The organism is Jatrophihabitans cynanchi (assembly GCF_027247405.1).
Taxonomy (GTDB): Bacteria; Actinomycetota; Actinomycetes; order Mycobacteriales; family Jatrophihabitantaceae; genus Jatrophihabitans_B; species Jatrophihabitans_B cynanchi.
Genome location: NZ_CP097463.1, coordinates 3,561,040 through 3,576,952, shown reverse-complemented (window position 1 = coordinate 3,576,952; position 15,913 = coordinate 3,561,040). Strand labels below are relative to the sequence as shown.

General features: G+C 72.3%; 18 protein-coding genes. 1 reads left to right on the top strand and 17 read right to left on the bottom strand.

Translation table 11 applies throughout. From position 1 onward, the window contains the following. Positions 1 to 3: 3 nt before the first annotated feature. From M6B22_RS17385 to M6B22_RS17335, 11 genes are read right to left on the bottom strand one after another with little or no spacing between them, the layout of a single operon-like run. Positions 4 to 1,038 (bottom strand): acyl-CoA dehydrogenase family protein, encoded by a 1,035-nt coding sequence (locus M6B22_RS17385; RefSeq protein ID WP_269442834.1) that lies wholly within the window; start codon positions 1,036 to 1,038, stop codon positions 4 to 6. 2 nt (positions 1,039 to 1,040) lie between these two features. Further along, a complete protein-coding gene (locus M6B22_RS17380; RefSeq protein ID WP_269442833.1) occupies positions 1,041 to 2,216 on the bottom strand; it encodes an acyl-CoA dehydrogenase family protein in 1,176 nt (391 codons plus the stop codon). A gap of 4 nt (positions 2,217 to 2,220) precedes the next feature. Continuing rightward, positions 2,221 to 3,096 (bottom strand): SDR family oxidoreductase, encoded by an 876-nt coding sequence (locus tag M6B22_RS17375; protein WP_269442832.1) that lies wholly within the window; start codon positions 3,094 to 3,096, stop codon positions 2,221 to 2,223. Next, positions 3,093 to 3,947 (bottom strand): enoyl-CoA hydratase, encoded by an 855-nt coding sequence (locus M6B22_RS17370; RefSeq protein ID WP_269442831.1) that lies wholly within the window; start codon positions 3,945 to 3,947, stop codon positions 3,093 to 3,095. Before M6B22_RS17370 ends, M6B22_RS17375 begins: the two co-directional genes overlap by 4 nt. A 5-nt stretch (positions 3,948 to 3,952) precedes the next feature. Continuing rightward, positions 3,953 to 4,954: an acyl-CoA dehydrogenase gene (locus M6B22_RS17365; protein WP_269442830.1), complete on the bottom strand. Its 1,002-nt coding sequence runs from the start codon at positions 4,952 to 4,954 to the stop codon at positions 3,953 to 3,955. A 6-nt stretch (positions 4,955 to 4,960) separates the two neighbouring features. Next, a complete protein-coding gene (locus M6B22_RS17360) occupies positions 4,961 to 6,088 on the bottom strand; it encodes an acyl-CoA dehydrogenase family protein (RefSeq protein ID WP_269442829.1) in 1,128 nt (375 codons plus the stop codon). Beyond that, positions 6,088 to 6,843, bottom strand: coding sequence for an enoyl-CoA hydratase family protein (locus tag M6B22_RS17355; protein ID WP_269442828.1), 756 nt, complete (start codon positions 6,841 to 6,843; stop codon positions 6,088 to 6,090). Before M6B22_RS17355 ends, M6B22_RS17360 begins: the two co-directional genes overlap by 1 nt. Then, positions 6,840 to 7,241, bottom strand: coding sequence for a MaoC/PaaZ C-terminal domain-containing protein (locus M6B22_RS17350; RefSeq protein WP_269442827.1), 402 nt, complete (start codon positions 7,239 to 7,241; stop codon positions 6,840 to 6,842). Before M6B22_RS17350 ends, M6B22_RS17355 begins: the two co-directional genes overlap by 4 nt. Next, positions 7,238 to 7,696, bottom strand: a complete 459-nt coding sequence (locus M6B22_RS17345) for an FAS1-like dehydratase domain-containing protein (RefSeq protein WP_269442826.1) — start codon at positions 7,694 to 7,696, stop codon at positions 7,238 to 7,240. Before M6B22_RS17345 ends, M6B22_RS17350 begins: the two co-directional genes overlap by 4 nt. Positions 7,697 to 7,704: 8 nt before the next feature. Continuing rightward, positions 7,705 to 8,511 (bottom strand): SDR family oxidoreductase, encoded by an 807-nt coding sequence (locus M6B22_RS17340; protein WP_269442825.1) that lies wholly within the window; start codon positions 8,509 to 8,511, stop codon positions 7,705 to 7,707. 42 nt (positions 8,512 to 8,553) lie between these two features. Next, positions 8,554 to 9,345, bottom strand: coding sequence for a sugar phosphate isomerase/epimerase family protein (locus M6B22_RS17335; protein WP_269442824.1), 792 nt, complete (start codon positions 9,343 to 9,345; stop codon positions 8,554 to 8,556). Between the two features lie 77 nt (positions 9,346 to 9,422). Between M6B22_RS17335 and M6B22_RS17330 the strand changes: the two genes are divergently transcribed. Further along, positions 9,423 to 10,631 (top strand): acyl-CoA dehydrogenase family protein, encoded by a 1,209-nt coding sequence (locus M6B22_RS17330; protein WP_269442823.1) that lies wholly within the window; start codon positions 9,423 to 9,425, stop codon positions 10,629 to 10,631. Position 10,632: 1 nt separating this feature from the next. On the opposite strand, the gene M6B22_RS17325 is transcribed toward M6B22_RS17330, so the two are convergent. From M6B22_RS17325 to M6B22_RS17300, 6 genes are all read right to left on the bottom strand, one after another. Beyond that, positions 10,633 to 11,619: an NAD(P)H-dependent flavin oxidoreductase gene (locus M6B22_RS17325; RefSeq protein WP_407935734.1), complete on the bottom strand. Its 987-nt coding sequence runs from the start codon at positions 11,617 to 11,619 to the stop codon at positions 10,633 to 10,635. A 77-nt stretch (positions 11,620 to 11,696) separates the two neighbouring features. Beyond that, positions 11,697 to 12,455 carry a CoA-transferase subunit beta gene (locus M6B22_RS17320; RefSeq protein ID WP_269442821.1) on the bottom strand — a complete coding sequence of 253 codons (759 nt, stop codon included), beginning with the start codon at positions 12,453 to 12,455 and terminating at the stop codon, positions 11,697 to 11,699. After that, positions 12,452 to 13,312, bottom strand: coding sequence for a CoA transferase subunit A (locus M6B22_RS17315; RefSeq protein WP_269442820.1), 861 nt, complete (start codon positions 13,310 to 13,312; stop codon positions 12,452 to 12,454). The genes M6B22_RS17320 and M6B22_RS17315 overlap by 4 nt, the downstream gene beginning before the upstream one ends. Positions 13,313 to 13,415: 103 nt before the next feature. After that, positions 13,416 to 13,922: a nuclear transport factor 2 family protein gene (locus M6B22_RS17310; RefSeq protein WP_269442819.1), complete on the bottom strand. Its 507-nt coding sequence runs from the start codon at positions 13,920 to 13,922 to the stop codon at positions 13,416 to 13,418. Next, complete coding sequence (locus tag M6B22_RS17305; RefSeq protein WP_269442818.1) at positions 13,919 to 14,698, bottom strand: SDR family oxidoreductase; 780 nt, start codon at positions 14,696 to 14,698, stop codon at positions 13,919 to 13,921. The genes M6B22_RS17310 and M6B22_RS17305 overlap by 4 nt, the downstream gene beginning before the upstream one ends. 9 nt (positions 14,699 to 14,707) lie before the next feature. Continuing rightward, the gene (locus tag M6B22_RS17300; RefSeq protein ID WP_269442817.1) at positions 14,708 to 15,859 is read right to left on the bottom strand and encodes an acetyl-CoA C-acetyltransferase; all 1,152 of its coding nucleotides are present in this window, start codon (positions 15,857 to 15,859) and stop codon (positions 14,708 to 14,710) included. Between the last annotated feature and the right edge of the window lie 54 nt (positions 15,860 to 15,913).

Below are 15,913 nucleotides of genomic sequence, written 5' to 3'. Positions count from 1 at the left end.
ACGTCAGATCAGCCCCGCGCGCTCGCCCACCAAGCGGCGCAACTGCGCGGGCGTACCGGCCGTCAGCTGGGTGGACTTGGCGCGCTTGAAGTACAGGTGCGCCTCGTGCTCCCAGGTGAAGCCGATGCCGCCGTGCAGCTGGATCATCTCGGCCGTGACGTGCATGAACACGTCCGCGCAGTGCCGCTTGGCCAGCGGGCCGACGACGGCGAGCGAATCGGGATCGTGCACGGCCGTCCACACCGCGGCGCGCGCGGTCGCCCGGGCCGACTCGACCTCGACGGCGAGGCCGGCGCAGCGGTGCTTGAGCGCCTGGAACTGACCGATGGGCCTGCCGAACTGAACGCGCTCCTTCAGGTACGCCACCGTCGCGGCCAGACAGTGGTCGGCGGCGCCGACCGCCTCGACGGCCAGTGCCGTCCGCAGCAGGTCCTGCGCGAGGTCCGCCGGCACGCCGACTGTGATGGCCGGCGACGCGCGGAATGTCACGTTCGCCTGTGGCCGGGTCTGATCGAGCGTGCCGACGGCTTCGACGTCAGCGTCCGCGGCGCGTACCGCGACCAGCGTGTCGACGGCGCGCACCAGCAGCACGTCCGCCGCTGCGCCGTCGGCCACGTTTCGCGCTGTGCCGCTCACCGTGCCGTCCTCGAGCGTGACCTCGCCGTCGAGCGCGAGCGCAGCCTTCGCCGTCCCGTCGGCCAGGCCGGGCAGGAACTGCCGAGCCGCGTCCGGCTCGCCGCACGCCAGCAGCGTGGCGGCGACCGCCCCGGACAGGTACGGGACGGGCGCGAGCACCCGGCCGGTCTCCTCCAGGACGACGGCGACCTCGGCGAAGCCCGCCCCGGCACCGCCGAGCGCCTCGGGCACAGGCAGCGCGGTCAGGCCCAGTTCGCCGCAGAGCCGCATCCACAGCGCGGCGTCGTAGCCATCGGACCCGGCGGCGGCCGCGCGGACCCGTTCGGGCGTGACGTGCCGGCCCAGGAAGTCGCGCACCACCTCGCGCAGCTCTGCCTGATCGGGTGAATCGGTGAATTCCATGGCTATCCCCGCGGCAGGCCGAGCAGCCGCTCGGCGATCACGTTGCGCTGGATCTCGTTCGAGCCGCCGTAGATCGTGTCCGAGCGCGTGTACAGGAACAGCCGCTGCGCGTCGGACAGGTCGTAGTCCGGGCCGACCTCGGTGCCGGCCGCGCCGAGCACGTCGACCGCCAGCTCGCCGAGCCGCTGGTGCCACGGCGCCCAGAGCAGCTTGACGATGTTGGCCTCGGTGCCCGGCGTGGTGCCCGCGGGCACGCCGAGCGTCGCCTGCGCGGTGTAGCGCAGCACCCGCAGCCCGATCCACGCGTCGACCAGGCGCGCCGCGAGGTCCGGATCGGCGATGCCGCCGTTCGCCCGCGCCTGCGCGAGTACCGCCTCGAACTCGCGGGCGAAGCCCTGCTGCTGGCCGAACGTCGAGACGCCGCGCTCTACGGCGAGCGTGCTCATCGCGACCCGCCACCCGTCGCCGGGCGCACCGACGACGTCGGCCTCGGCTGCGCGCGCGTCGTCGAAGAACACCTCGTTGAACTCGGAGGTTCCGGTGAGCTGGACGATGGGCCGGACGTCGACGCCCGGCTGATCCATCGGCACCAGCAGGTAGGACAGCCCGCGATGGCGCTGTTCGCCGGGATCGGTGCGGGCGAGCACGAAGCACCAGTCGCTGAACTGGGCGAGCGAGGTCCACACCTTCTGCCCGTGGATGTGCCACTGGCCCTCGCGCAGCACCGCGCGGGTCTTGACCGCGGCGAGGTCGGACCCCGCCTCCGGTTCGGAGTAGCCCTGGCACCACAGCTCGGTGCCGGTCAGGATGCCGGGCAGGAACCGGGCGCGCTGCTGCGGGGTGCCGCACATGAGCAGCGTCGGGCCGAGCAGCTGCTCGCCGATGTGCCCGACGCGCGCGGGGGCTCCGGCGCGCGCGTACTCCTCATGGAAGATCACCTGCTGTTGCCAGCTCAGCTCGCGCCCGCCGTCCTGCTGCGGCCAGCCGATCCCGATCCAGCGGCCCTCACCGAGCCGCCGCTCCCAGGCAATGCGCTCCGGCACGAACTCGTGCTCGCGGCCCGGACCACCCTTGCCGACGAGTGCGGCGAACTCGCCGGTGAGGTTGGCGGCCAGCCACGAGCGGATCTCGTCGCGGAACGCGGCGTCGCCGGCAGCGTCGTTGTCCTGCCCGCCCACCGGCTCAGGCCCCGTAGACCGGTGCCGGCGCGGGTGCCCGGTTCAGCAGCGCGCGCAGCGGCGCGCCCAGCTCGGCCGGGTCCCAGCGCGCGTCCTTCTCGATTCGCGGGCCGTGCTGCCAGCCGTCCGCGACGCTGACGGTGCCGCCCTCGATCTCGAACACCCGGCCGGTCACGTCCCCGGCTTCGGCGCTCGCCAGCCACACTACGAGCGGCGACACGTTGCCCGGGTGCATCGCGTCGAAGCCGGTCTCCGGCGCGCGCATCTGCTCGGCGAAGACGGTCTCGGTCATCGGGGTGCGGGCCGAGGGTGCGATGGCGTTGACGGTGATGCCGTACCGCGCGAACTCGACGGCGGCGACCTGGGTGAGCGCGGCGATGCCGGCCTTGGCCGCCGCGTAGTTGCCCTGCCCGACGCTGCCCATCAGCCCCGCGCCGGAGCTGGTGTTGACGATGCGCGCCTGCACCGGCGTGCCCTGCTTGCTCTGGTCGCGCCAGTACGCGGCGGCGTGCCGCATCGGCGCGAAGTGGCCCTTGAGGTCGACCTTCAGCACCAGGTCCCACTCGTCCTCGGACATGCCGACCAGCATCCGGTCGCGGTTGATGCCGGCGTTGTTCACCAGCGCGTGCAGCGTGCCGAACTCGGCGATCGCCTTCTGTACCAGGGCTTCGGCCTGCTGCCAGTCGCTGACGTCGGCGGCGAAGGCGATCGCGGTGCCGCCCGCGGCGCGGATCTGCGCCGCCACCTCCTCGGCCGCGTCGCCGACGTCGTTCACCACGACCCGGCCGCCCTGCCTGCCGAACTCGAGGGCGTGCTCGCGCCCGAGTCCCTGACCGGCACCGGTGATGATCACCGTGCGCCCGTCGCTCATCGCGGTCATGACGTTCCCTCCCCTTCCTGGCGGGCGTCGCGCATCGAGCGTGCGTCGTGCCCGCCGAGTGAGTCCACGCCCGCCTCGGCGTTGTGCGCGTGGGCGAAGTGGTGCAGCCCGAACACCGAGTCCATGCCCACCTGCAGCCCCATCGCGTCCTCGGCCTGGTTGACCGCCTTCTTGGTGAGGGCGAGACCGAGACGCGGCATCGTCGCGATCTTCGCGGCCAGCGCGTCGACCTCGGCCTCGAGCTGCTCGCGCGGCACCACCCGGTTCACCATGCCCAGCTGCAGCGCCCGCCCGGCGTCGACGCGCTCGCCGACGAACAGGAACTCCTTGGCCTGCCGCGCCCCCATCACCCACGGGTGCGCGAAGTACTCGACGCCGGGGATGCCCATGCGCACCACCGGATCGGCGAAGAACGCGTCGTCGGAGGCGACGATCAGGTCACAGATCCAGGCGAGCATCAGGCCGCCCGCGATGCACGCGCCGTGCACCTGCGCGATCACCGGCTTCGGCAGCTCGCGCCAGCGCCGGCACATGCCCAGGTACACCTCCTGCTCACGCGCGTAGCGGCTCTCCCCGCCGAGCTTGCCGACGTGGTCCCACCACAGCCCGGCGCGCCGGTCGAAGGAGGTGTCCACGTCGCGGCCCGGCGTGCCGATGTCGTGCCCGGCGGAGAAGTGCTTGCCCGCGCCGGACAAGATGATCACCTTGACGTCGTCGTCGGCCGCGGCGCGATAGAACGCGTCGTCCAGTGCGTAGGTCATCGCCGAGTTCTGCGCGTTGCGGTACTCGGGCCGGTTCAGCGTGACGCGCGCGATCGCGCCGTCCCGCTGGTACAGCACCTCGTCGGCCATCGAACTCACTCCCCTATTCCCAGTGCGGATGCCAGCCGGGCCCGGTGCCAGCCCGGCGAGCCCCAGTCCGGGGCCAGCGCCCAGGCGCGCTTGGCGAACAGTTGCAGATCGTGCTCGGTCGTGTAGCCCATCGCGCCGTGGCACTGGATCGACGTGCGGGCGAGCAGCCGGGCGGCGTCGGACGCGAGCACCTTGGCCGCGCCCACCTGCGCGTCCGCGTCGGGAACGCCGGCGGCCAGGGCCCAGCCGGCGGCCAGCACGGCCGGGCGGGCGAACTCGACCGCCACGAGCGCGGACGCCAAGGCGTGCTTGATCGCCTGGAAGCTGCCCACCGGGACGCCGTACTGCTGCCGCTGCTGCACGTACTCGACCGTCATCGCCAGCATCCGGTCGGCCAGCCCGACCAGCACCGCCGCGGTGCCGATAACACCGCGCTGCCAGGCGAGTTCGACCTCGTCCGGATCGTCGGTGAGCACGGTGCCGCCGGCGGCCGGGCCGGTCCGCCGGGCGAGTGCGCGCGACCCGTCAACGGCATCGACCGGCTCCAGGGCCAGCTCGCCGCGCTCGTACAGCCGCAGCTGCCCGCCGTGGCGTAGCACCAGCAGGTCCGCGCCCGCACCGAACGGGACGAGGCCGCTGTCGCCGAGAGCCGCGGTGAGCACCGCGGTGCCGGACAGCACGTCGCCGAGCCGGTCCGAGCGCGCGTCCGCGAGCAGCGGGGCCGCGACGGCGATGGTCTCCACCACCGGCATCGGCAGCCCGCTGTGCCCGAACCGCTCCAGTGCCGGCAACGCGCTGTTCAGGTCGAGCCCGAGCCCGCCGGCCGCTTCGGGGGCGAGCGTGCCGAGCACGCCGACGTCGGCCAGCTTGCGCCATGCGGCACTCACGACGGCGCCGTCGCCGTCCGGCCAGCCGGCCCGGATCACCGAGCCGGTCACCTCCTTGGTCAGCACGGCGGCGACGGCATCGCGCAGCGCCGCCGCGTCGGCATCGAGTTCGAACCGCACCCCGGCCTACCTCCTCGGCAGCCCGAGCAGGCGCTCGGCCACGACGTTGCGCTGCACCTCGTTGGTGCCTGCGTAGATGGGTCCGGCGAGGGAGAACAGGAAGCCGCGCGACCACGGGCCGTCCAGCTGCGCCTCCTCGCCGAGCAGGTCCATCGCGGTCTCGTGCAGCCGCACGTCCAGCTCGGACCAGAACAGCTTGTTCAGGCTCGACTCGGCACCGACGGCGCGTCCGTCGACGATGGACGTCACCTGGCGCAGCGTGAACCACTGGTACGCCTGCGCGTCGATCCAGCTCTGCACCACCCGATCGCGCAACGCCGGCTCGTCGCGTTCCTTGGCCAGCTGGACGAGCCGCTCGGCGCTGCGCAGGAAGCGGCCGGGCGAGCGCAGCGTCAGGCCGCGCTCGGACCCCGTGGTGGCCATCGCCACCCGCCAGCCCTCGTTGACGCCACCGAGCACGTCGCGATCCGGCACGAACACCTCGTCCAGGAAGACCTCGGCGAATCCCTCGTCGCCGTCGAGCCGCTCGAAGCCGCGGACCGTCACACCCGGCGCGTCCAGCGGGACCAGGAAGTAGGTGAGGCCGTGGTGCCGCTGCGCCTCGAGATCGGTGCGGAACAGGCCGAACAGGTGCGTGCAGAACGCGCCGCGCGTCGTCCAGGTCTTCTGCCCGGACAGCAGCCAGCCGCCGCGCTCGTCGTCGCGCACCGCGCGGCTGGACACCGCTGCTAGGTCGCTGCCGGCACCGGGCTCGGACCAGCCCTGCGCCCACAGGTCCTGCGCGGCGGCCATGCGCGGCAGCAGCCGCTCCTGCTGCTCGGGCGTGCCGAACTCGAAGATCGTCGGCGCCAGCAGGAAGATCCCGTTCTGGGTGATCCGCTGCGGGGCGCCGGCCCGGTAGTACTCCTCCTCGAAGATCAGCCACTGCCACAGCGAGGCGTCGCGACCGCCGAACCGCTCGGGCCAGGAGACGGCCGACCAGCGTGCGGCGAACAGGGCGCGTTCCCACTCCAGGTGCGCGACGAAGCCCTCGCGGGTATCGCCGGAAGGCAGCCCGTGCGGGACGTGCGCCTCGAGCCAGCTGCGGGCCTCGTGGCGGAAGGCGTCGTCCTCGGCCGACCAGCGCAGGTCCATCAGCGCGGCCCGTCCGATCCCGGTCCGCCGAAGCCCTCGCGCAGCCGGTCGGACACGCCGGACAGGTTCAGCTCGAAGGTGAAGCCCTGCTCGTAGCGGTAGCTGCGCTTGACGTCCCACAGGTCGATGCCGTTGAACGCCTCCTTGGCCATCCGGATGACTGCCGGGTCCTTCGCCGCGATCTGCGCGGCGAGGGCCAACGCGGTGTCGCGCAACCGCTCGCGTGGCACCACCGTGTGCACCGACCCGAACGCCGCGAGCTCGGCGGCCGTGGCGGTGGCCGAGGTGTACATCATCGCCCGCGCCTTGTGCAGCGGTACGAGGCGCGAGAGGTGGGTGGCCGCACCGAGCGCGCCGCGGTCGACCTCGGGCAGGCCGAAGGTGGCATCGTCAGATGCCACGATGACGTCGGAGTTGCCGACCAGGCCGATTCCGCCACCCAGGCAGAAGCCCTGCACCGCGGCGATCACCGGCACCGCGCACTCGTACACGGCGGCGAAGGCGGCGAAGCAGCCACGGTTCGCGCCGATCAGCACCTCGAAGCCGGAGCTCGCCTGGACCTCCTTGATGTCGATGCCGGCGTTGAAGCCGCGGCCCTCGGCGCGCAGCACCACGACCCGCACGGCCGGATCGGCGCCGGCCGCGCGGACCGTCTCGGCCAGCTCGAACCAGCCCGCGACCGGAAGCGCGTTGACCGGCGGGTGGTCGACGACGATCTCGGCGATCCCGCGCTCGTCGACAGTGCAGCTGATCATGCTGCCTCCTCGCGCGTGAACGTCGCCCAGGCCTGTACCGCGATACCCCCGGTCTGCCGGGTGCAGGCCAGCTCGACCTCGACCATCGGCTCGCCGTCGCGCTCGTACTCGCGTACGACCGAGCCCGTGCAGGTGAGTGTGTCACCCGGCCAGACCTGTTCGCGGAACCTGATCCGGAAGCCGCGCACCGCCTCGGCGCCGAGCCAGTCGGTCGCGTAGGTCGCGAGCAGCCCGGCGTTGAACATGCCCACGGCGAGCGGGGCGTCGTAGCCGGCGGCGCGGGCGAACGTCTCGTCGTGATGCACCGGGTTCATGTCGCCGGACGCGCCCTGGTAGCGGACGAAGTCGGTCCGGGTGAGTGGCCCGATCACCAGTGGCTCGGGCGGCTGCCGCGTCACGAGTCCGCCTCCGGCGCGCGCTCGGTCTCCACGCCGGTGAGCCTGGCCTCGGCGACCAGCCGGCCGTCCGCGTCACGGAACTCGGTGACCATGACCGCGAAGGTCAGCGTGCCGCCACGGCGGCCCTGCTTGGTGAAGATCTCCTCGATGCGCGACTGCGCGGTCAGGGTGGTCCCGGCGCGCGGCGGTGGCCCGTGGAACACGTACTCCTGCTCGGCGTGCATGCCGCGCTTGCGGTCGAGCTCGACGTGCCGCCACGGGTTCGCGTCGTCACCGGCCCACTCCTGCCAGAACAGCTGGGTGGTCAGGAACGTCGGCGGCACCACCGGTGCGTCCGACGTCCAGTACGCCGGGTTCGCCGAGCGCGTCGCGGCGGCGAACTCCAGGATCTTGCCGCGCTCGATCGGCACCGGATACGGCGTTCCGGTGCGCCCTTGTGCCTCGTGGTTTGCCATCGACTCCCCTATGGGTGCTGACTGCTGACCGACACGACCTCGCCGGTCATGTACGAGGAGTAGTCGCTGGCGAGGAAGACGATGACGTCGGCGATCTCCCACGGCTCGGCGGCCCTGCCGAACGCTTCACGCGAGGCGAGTTCGGCCAGCAGCTCGTCCGAGGACACCTTGGCGAGGAACGGGTGCATCGCGATGCTCGGCGACACCGCGTTCACCCGGACGCCGTGCGGGCCGGCCTCGATCGCGGCGCACCGGGTCAGCGCCATCACGCCGGCCTTCGCGGCTGCGTAGTGCGCCTGGCCGGCCTGGGCGCGCCAGCCGATGACCGACGCGTTGTTCACGATCGCACCGGTGCGGCGCGGCAGCATGTGCCGCAGTGCGGCGCGGGTGCAGCGGAACGTGCCGTTGAGCGTCACGTCCAGCACCGTCGACCACTGCTCGTCGGTCATCTCCACGACGGGGGTCTCGCCGCCGAGCCCGGCGTTGTTGACCACGACGTCCAGCCGGCCGAACTCGGCGATCACCGCGTCGAACATGTGCCGCACGTCGGCCTCGCGCGTCACGTCGCACGGCACCGAGTACGGCTCGGCGCCACCGAGTGCTGCCAGCTGCTCGAGCGACTCGCCGAGGCGCCGCTCGTGCCGGTCGCTGATGGCCACCCGGGCACCCTCCTCGATGCACCGCTTGGCGGTCGCGAAGCCGATTCCGGTCCCGGCGGCGGCGGTCACGAGCACGGTGCGCCCGGCGAGCAGGTCGTGGTTCGGGTGCGGCCGCGGCGCGGGCACCGGACCGGTCGGCGTGTCAGCCACGGACATCCTCCAACTGTGTCATCCGGGTACGTGTCGACCAAGCGCTTGCTACATTAGCGCAGACACGATGGTAGCCGCGCGCGCCGCCGCCGCGGCCGGCCCTTCTGCGCTGATTCGCGGCCCGAGCAGCTCCAGCTCGATCGGGCCGGTGTACCCGGCCTCGGCGAGCCAGCCGAGCTGGCGGCCGATCGCGATGTCCCCGTCGCCGGGCACGGCGCGGTCCGGCGTGCTGGTGGTGCCGAGCACGAAGTCGGCGACCTGCACCAGCGCGAACCGCTGCGCGCCGGCCGCGATCGCCGCCTGCAGGTCGCGGTCGGTCCAGGCGGCGAACAGGTCTGCGCACACGGCGATCCCGGCGAGCGCGGCGGCCTCGACCGTATCGGCGAGGCCGTGCAGGAAGCCGAGATCGGCCCGCATCGTGGTGGTGTTCTCGATCGCGAGCCGCACCCCGGCGGCGTCGGCGTCCGCCCGTACCGGCGCGATCGCGTCGCGGAACGCGTCCGCCGCCTCGTCCCAGAGCAGCCGCCGCGACGGCCCGGTCGTGAGGTACAGAACCGGTGCCGCTACCGCCGCGGCGAGTTCGACGCAGTGCCGCAGCCGGTCACGCTCGGCAGGCCAACGTGCCGGATCGTCGAGGGTGAACGCGGTCGGTTCGACCAGATCGAGGACGCTGCACCCGGACGAGCGCAGCGCGGCCAGGTTGGCAATGCGATCGCCCGTCTCGAGCTGGACGACCGGCACGCCGAGGCGCGTGATCCCGTGCGCGGCGAGCGGGCCGAGCACGTCGGCGACCGGGACCGCACCGAAGCCGATCGTGCTGACCCACAGCCGCTCGTGCATGTGACGTAGCCTACCTATCAAGCAAGCGCTTGGTCATTAGGATCGGCGTCACAGCCGACCGCCGAACAGGGGACCCCATGCAGCTGAGCCCGTCCGCCGCCGCCCGAGAGCACCTCGCCACCCTCGAGACGTTCATGCGCGAGCAGGTACATCCGGCCGAGGCCGACTACGCCGAGCAGCGCAGGGCGGCCGGGCCGGACGATCACACCCTGCCGCCGATCGTCGAGGAACTCAAGGCGCGGGCCCGGGCGCTCGGGCTGTGGAACCTCTTCCTGCCCGACCTGTCCGGGCTGTCCAACCTCGACTACGCGCACCTGGCCGAGGTCACCGGCCGCTCGCCCTATCTGGCTCCGGAGGCACTCAACTGCGCCGCGCCGGACACCGGCAACATGGAACTGCTGCACCTGTTCGGCACGGCAGCGCAGAAGGAGCGCTGGCTGGCACCGCTGCTGGACGGCGTGATCCGCTCCGGCTTCTGCATGACCGAGCCGGACGTGGCCTCGTCCGACGCCCGCAACATCGCCACCTCGATCGTCCGCGACGGCGACGACTACGTGATCAACGGGCGAAAGTGGTGGACGACCGGAGCGGCCGACCCGCGCTGTGAACTGCTCATCGTGATGGGCAAGACCGATCCGGACGCCGCATCGCACCGCCAGCAGTCCATGATCCTGGTGCCTACCGCCACGCCCGGTGTCCAGATCGTGCGCGCACTGCCGGTGTTCGGCTTCCACGACCAGCACGGGCACTGCGAGATCACCTTCACCGACGTTCGGGTGCCGGTCACGAACCTGCTCGCCGGCGAGGGCGAGGGCTTCGCGATCGCGCAGGCCCGGCTCGGGCCGGGCCGGATCCACCACGCGATGCGGTGCATCGGGATGGCCGAGCGCGCGCTGGCCGAAATGACCCGCCGGGCCCTGTCCCGCGAGGCGTTCGGTGGGCCGATCGCCGCGCAGGGGGTCGTGCAGGCGCAACTGGCCGAGTCGCGGATGGAGATCGAGCAGGCCCGGCTGCTGGTGCTCAAGACCGCCTGGCTCGTCGACCGGTTCGGCGCGAAGGGCGCGCGCACCGAGGTCGCGGCGATCAAGGTGATCGCACCGCGGGTGGCGTCCGCAGTGCTGGACCGGGCGATCCAGATCCACGGCGGCGCGGGAGTCACCGAGGACCTGCTGCTGTCGCGGATGTGGGCCACAGCGCGGATCCTGCGGATCGCGGACGGCCCGGACGAGGTGCACATCCGCACCGTCGCGCAGCGCGAGCTGGCCCGGCACCGGCCGGCGGGCTAGCTCACGCCTGCATGCGGGCGAGCACGGCTTCGGCCTGGGCGATGATGCGCGCCAGCAGCTCGGCGCAGCTGGGCAGGTCGTCGATCACACCGGCCACCTGGCCGCTCGCGAGCGTGCCGAGATCGACCCGTCCGTCGACCATGCTGGAGCGCAGCATCATCGGCGTGTTGGCGGCCATGATCACCTGGCCCAAGGACAGCTCGTGCGTCTTCTTCATCGCCAGGCCCTCGCGGACGATGTCGCGCCACGGCGTGCCGGACATCTTCTGGAACGCGACCGCGTGCCTGACCGACCGGGTGAGCCGCGAGGCGGCGCCGCGGCCGATCAGCTGATCGACCAGCTCGGTGCGCAGCACGCGCTGCGGGACGCCGTCGAGCACCGAGGTCACGACGGTGTCGTTGACGCCGCGCTTGAGGTACTCCTGCTTGACGGCGTCGGGCACCGGGCTGTCACTGGTGAGCAGGAACCGGGTGCCCATCGCGACGCCCGCGGCGCCGTACGCGAGCGCCGCGACCAGGCCCCGTCCGTCGTGGAACCCGCCGGCGCCGATCACCGGGATGTCCACGGCGTCGACCACCTGCGGCAGCAGCACCGAGGTCGGGACGCTGCCGGTGTGGCCACCGCCCTCGCCACCCTGGACGATCACGGCGTCGACGCCCCACGCCGCCACCTTCTCCGCGTGCCGCTTGGCCCCGATCGAGGGCATGACGACCAGGCCGGCGTCCTTGAGGTCGCGGATCACCCGCTCCTTGGGTGCGAGCGCGAACGAGGCGACCCGGACGCCGTGCTTCTTGAGCAGCTCCGCCCGCTCGCCGACATCCGGGGCGTCACCGCGGACGTTGACGCCGAACGGCGCGTCCGTCAACTCCTTGGTGCGCAGGATCGCGGCCTCGGTCTCGGCGACGGTGAGCGTGCCGCTGGCCAGGATGCCGAGGCCGCCGGCGTTCGCGGTGGCGGCGGTGAGCTCGGGCGTGGACACCCAACCCATGCCGGTCTGCACGACCGGGAACTTGACGCCGAACAGCTCGCAAGCGCGGGTGCGCAGGGCCGGGTGCAGCTCGTCGCTCACGCGCGAACCTCCTTGTTGCGCAGGCCCTCCGGGTCGATGACCTCGTTCAGCAGCTGCAGCTCCTCGGCCGTCGGCTCTCGGGTCTGCGGCACCTCGGCGTCGATGGCGAGTTCGAAGCCGGTGTTCGCGACCACGTCGTCGATGCTGACGCCAGGATGCACGGACACCAGCCGCATGGCGTGGTCGGGGCCGCCGAAGTCGAGCACCGCCAGGTTGGTGATCACCCGGCGCAGGTCGAGGAACCGGCTCGCGGCGGGTCCGGCCTTCGCCGCGCTGTCGTAGCCGACGCCGGACACCATGTCCACGCGCGGGACGAAGCAGCGCGTGGTGTGGCGCGGCACCCAGTAGCTGGTCGGGTGATGCACCGTGTTGCCGGGTGCGCCGCGGACGCCGAGCAGTTGACGGGTGGGGCGGGCGAAGTCGCCGATCGCGGAGATGTTCGCGTTGCCGAACCGGTCGAGCTGGCTGGGCCCCATCATCACGTGCCGCCTTCCGCCCCAGGCCAGGTCGAAGACCGAGCGGAACGGCAGCCAGCCCTCGGCAGGTCCGGGCGGCGGGCTGCCGACGGCCCAGGTGCCGGCCACCAAGGTCGCCTCGCCGTCGGAGAACAGCAGGTCGGGTGCGAACGTGGCGCGCGCGAGCTGGGCACCGACGCTCGGCGTGGTGCCCATCGGGCTGACCACGAGCTCGCCGTCGTTGCGCCACACCTCGGCGCAGGCCACGGCGCACACGTCGCCACGGGACACAGTGCTCATGCTGCGTTCCCTCGCGCCGCGACCGCCTGCTGGTAGTCGCGTTCGGACCCGGACAGGTAGGTGTGCACGAACTCCTGCCAGGCCTGCGGATCCTTGGCGGCGGCGACGTACTCGCGCTGGAACGTCTCGTCCCGGCCGTAGTCGGGGGCACACGAGGTGAAGTGCGCGCCGTTCGGCGCCTCGACGACTCCGTCGACCATCCAGCGAGGCACCCGCAGCGAGGCGATACCGCCGAGCTCGGCCAGCTCGGCGGTGGGCACGATGCGTTCGCACGAGACGAACGCCTGCTCGGCGGCGGTGCAGAACAGGTCGTCGAAGTACAGGTCCGGGCCGAGGTACTGCGCGTTGCCGGACGCGTCGGCGCGGTTGAGGTGCACCAGCGCGGCGTCCAGGGGCAGCGCCGGCACCGCGAGCAACTCCTCGGCGTCGTCGTACGGCGAGACCACGGTGCGCAACTGCGGATTCACCCGGATCACGTCCGAGCCGAGACCGGCGCGCGTCGGCAGGAACGGCAACCGGATGCTGGCGGCGTACAACGCCCACTGCAGCATGCCCTCGTCGTACTCGGTGACCTCGATCGCGGCCGCCTGGCGGGCGGCCTGGAAGTGCGGTTCGAGCGGAATCGAGTCCAGCGAGACGAAGCCGTAGACCAGCCGCTTGACCCTGCCGGCCGCGCAGAGCAGGCCGACGTCCGGGCCGCCGTAGGAGACCACGGTCAGATCACGCAGGTCCGAGCGCAGGATCGCCCGCACCAGTGACATCGGCTTGCGCCGCGAACCCCAGCCACCGATGCCGACGGTCATCCCGGAGCGGAGCCGGCCGATCACCTCGTCCTCGGTCATTCGCTTGTCAGCCACGTGTCCCGCCGTCCCGTCGAAGTACGTCTACGACCGCAGCGTAGCAAGCGCTTGGTTGTTTGACGACCGGGTGTGGACGTCACCACGCAGCGGCGTCGATCCGTCAGCGCCGGCCCAGCGCGTGGTACAGCGGATCGGTGCGATCGCGCCTGCCGCTCGGCCCGGCGCCTTCCTTGGTCAGGGCGAGGCCGGCATCCGAGCGGGTCCACTCCCGGACCGCCCACCGCTCAGCGATCGCCCACCTGCCGGAGCGCCGTTCCATCCGGTCGACGTACCGGAAACCGCTGGTGAAGTTGCGCTGCGGGTCGTCGGGCGGATCGCCCCAATGCACGGCTGTCCCGTAGGTCTCGGCAACGGCCAGGTCGTCACCGTGCAGTTCGATCAACTGGTTGCCGACGAGGTGCATCGTGCCGCCCAGCCGGTGCAGCGCGGAAGCGACCCAGACCAGGTACTCCTCGATCGTGCCGTCGAACCCGGTGTGGTGATCGATGCCGTCCGGGTGGTACGCCGAGCGCACCAGATCCAGGTCCAGCCGGTCGATGCCACGGCAGTAGCGCAGCACGATCTCGCCGATCGCCTGCTTGGCGAGCAGGTCGTCGAGCGTGCTCACGACCGGTCGGCCTGCCGCGCCGCGAGGTAGCGCGCCGGGATCTCCCCGCCGCCGTGCACGGCGAGGTCCGCTCCGGTCACGTAGGCGGCCAGCGGCGAGGCGAGGAACAGGCAGGCGGACGCGACGTCTGCCGGCTCGGCCAGCCGCCCCATCGGGATGGTCGCCGCGACCGACGCGCCGCCGTCCTTGCCGTAGTACTCCGCAGCGCTGTCGGTGCGGATCAGCCCGGTGGTGATGTGGTTGACCCGCACCCTCGGCGCCCACTCCAGCGCGAGCCCGCGGGTGAGGTGCGCCAGGCCGGCCTTCGCGGCTGCGTACGCCGCGGTTCCCGGCTCGGGATCGCGTCCGGCGACGCTGCCGATGTTGATGATCGCGCCGCCGGAGTCCTGCTGCTGCATCACCGCGTTCGCCGGCTGCGCGACGTAGAACGGGGCCAGCAGGTTGAGTGCGACGATCCGCTCGACGAAGCGCGGTGACACGGTTGCCGAATCGGCGTTCGGCGAGCCGCCCGCGTTGTTCACCAGCACGTCCAGCCGTCCGTGCCGCGCGACCGCCTCATCGACGACGGCGCGCGCCTGCTCCGGATCGCGCACGTCGGCGGCGACGAACGATGCGGTGCGGCCGGACGCCGCAGGCAACTCTGCGGGCGAGGTGCGCCCGCAGACCACGACGTCGGCGCCCGCGGCCAGGAACGCCCGGGTAATCGCCAGGCCGATGCCGCGGGTGCCGCCGGTGACGACCGCAACCCGCCCCGTGAACTCGACCGGGTTGTCCACCTGCGCTCCTCAGCCGAGTCGTTCGATGACGGTGACGTTGGCCTGGCCGCCGCCCTCGCACATCGTCTGCAGACCGTAACGGCCGCTGGTGCGCTCCAGTTCGTGCAGCAGCGTGGTCATCAGCCGGGCGCCGGTGGCACCGAGCGGGTGCCCGAGCGCGATCGCGCCGCCGTTGACGTTCACCCGGTCCTCGTCGGCACCGGTCTCGGCGAGCCAGGCCATCACCACCGACGCGAACGCCTCGTTGATCTCGATGCGGTCGAAGTCACCGATGTTCATCCCGGTCTTGGCGAGCGCGTGCGCCGTCGCCGGGATGGGCGCGGTCAGCATCCACACCGGGTCGGCACCGCGCACCGACAGGTGATGGATCCGGGCACGCGGTGTCAGCCCGTGCGTGCGCAGCCCGCGCTCGTTCACGATGAGCAGCGCGGCCGAGGCGTCCGAGATCTGGCTGGACACCGCGGCGGTCACCCTGCCGCCCTCGACCAGCGGCGGTAGCGAGCGAATCTTCGCCCAGTCGGGCACGCGCGGGCCCTCGTCGACGGCGAGCCCGAACACCGGCTCGATCTCGCGGTCGAACCGCCCCTCGGCCTGCGCGGCGAAGGCGCGCTCGTGCGAACGCACCGCGAACTGCTCCATCGCGTCGCGGGTGATCCCCCACTTCTCGGCGATCATCTCCGCGGAGCGGAACTGCGAGACCTCCTGGTCGCCGTAGCGCTGCTGCCAGCCGACCGAGCCGCGGAACGGGTCCTCGAAGCCGAGCGCCTGCCCGGCCGTCATCGCGTAGCCGATCGGCACGGCGCTCATGTTCTGCACCCCGCCCGCGACGACCACGTCCGCGGTGCCGCTCAGCACCGCCTGCGCCGCGAAGTGCACGGCCTGCTGGGACGAACCGCACTGGCGGTCAACGGTCGTGCCAGGCACGTGGTCCGGGAGCCCGGCGGCCAGCCAGGCCGTCCGGGCGATGTCACCGGCCTGCGGCCCGAGCGTGTCGACACAGCCGAACACGACGTCCTCGACGGCACCCGGGTCGATGCCCGAGCGATTCATCAACGCGGTGATCGCCGCTGCGCCGAGATCGGCGGAGTGGACGTGGGACAGACCGCCGCCGCGCCGGCCCACCGGCGTGCGGACGGCCTCGACTATGAATGCCTCGGCCATGCGAGATAGCCTACCAAGCGCTTGCTCCGAGCCGCTAGAGTATCGGACGTCCCC

Bases quoted from the DNA above. Each gene is read 5' to 3' on its own strand.
- M6B22_RS17385 (WP_269442834.1), bottom strand. From the start codon at position 1,038: ATGGAATTCACCGATTCACCCGATCAGGCAGAGCTGCGCGAGGTGGTG.
- M6B22_RS17375 (WP_269442832.1), bottom strand. From the start codon at position 3,096: ATGACCGCGATGAGCGACGGGCGCACGGTGATCATCACCGGTGCCGGT.
- M6B22_RS17370 (WP_269442831.1), bottom strand. From the start codon at position 3,947: ATGGCCGACGAGGTGCTGTACCAGCGGGACGGCGCGATCGCGCGCGTC.
- M6B22_RS17360 (WP_269442829.1), bottom strand. From the start codon at position 6,088: ATGGACCTGCGCTGGTCGGCCGAGGACGACGCCTTCCGCCACGAGGCC.
- M6B22_RS17355 (WP_269442828.1), bottom strand. From the start codon at position 6,843: ATGATCAGCTGCACTGTCGACGAGCGCGGGATCGCCGAGATCGTCGTC.
- M6B22_RS17345 (WP_269442826.1), bottom strand. From the start codon at position 7,696: ATGGCAAACCACGAGGCACAAGGGCGCACCGGAACGCCGTATCCGGTG.
- M6B22_RS17340 (WP_269442825.1), bottom strand. From the start codon at position 8,511: ATGTCCGTGGCTGACACGCCGACCGGTCCGGTGCCCGCGCCGCGGCCG.
- M6B22_RS17335 (WP_269442824.1), bottom strand. From the start codon at position 9,345: ATGCACGAGCGGCTGTGGGTCAGCACGATCGGCTTCGGTGCGGTCCCG.
- M6B22_RS17330 (WP_269442823.1), top strand. From the start codon at position 9,423: ATGCAGCTGAGCCCGTCCGCCGCCGCCCGAGAGCACCTCGCCACCCTC.
- M6B22_RS17325 (WP_407935734.1), bottom strand. From the start codon at position 11,619: ATGGGTTGGGTGTCCACGCCCGAGCTCACCGCCGCCACCGCGAACGCC.
- M6B22_RS17320 (WP_269442821.1), bottom strand. From the start codon at position 12,455: ATGAGCACTGTGTCCCGTGGCGACGTGTGCGCCGTGGCCTGCGCCGAG.
- M6B22_RS17300 (WP_269442817.1), bottom strand. From the start codon at position 15,859: ATGGCCGAGGCATTCATAGTCGAGGCCGTCCGCACGCCGGTGGGCCGG.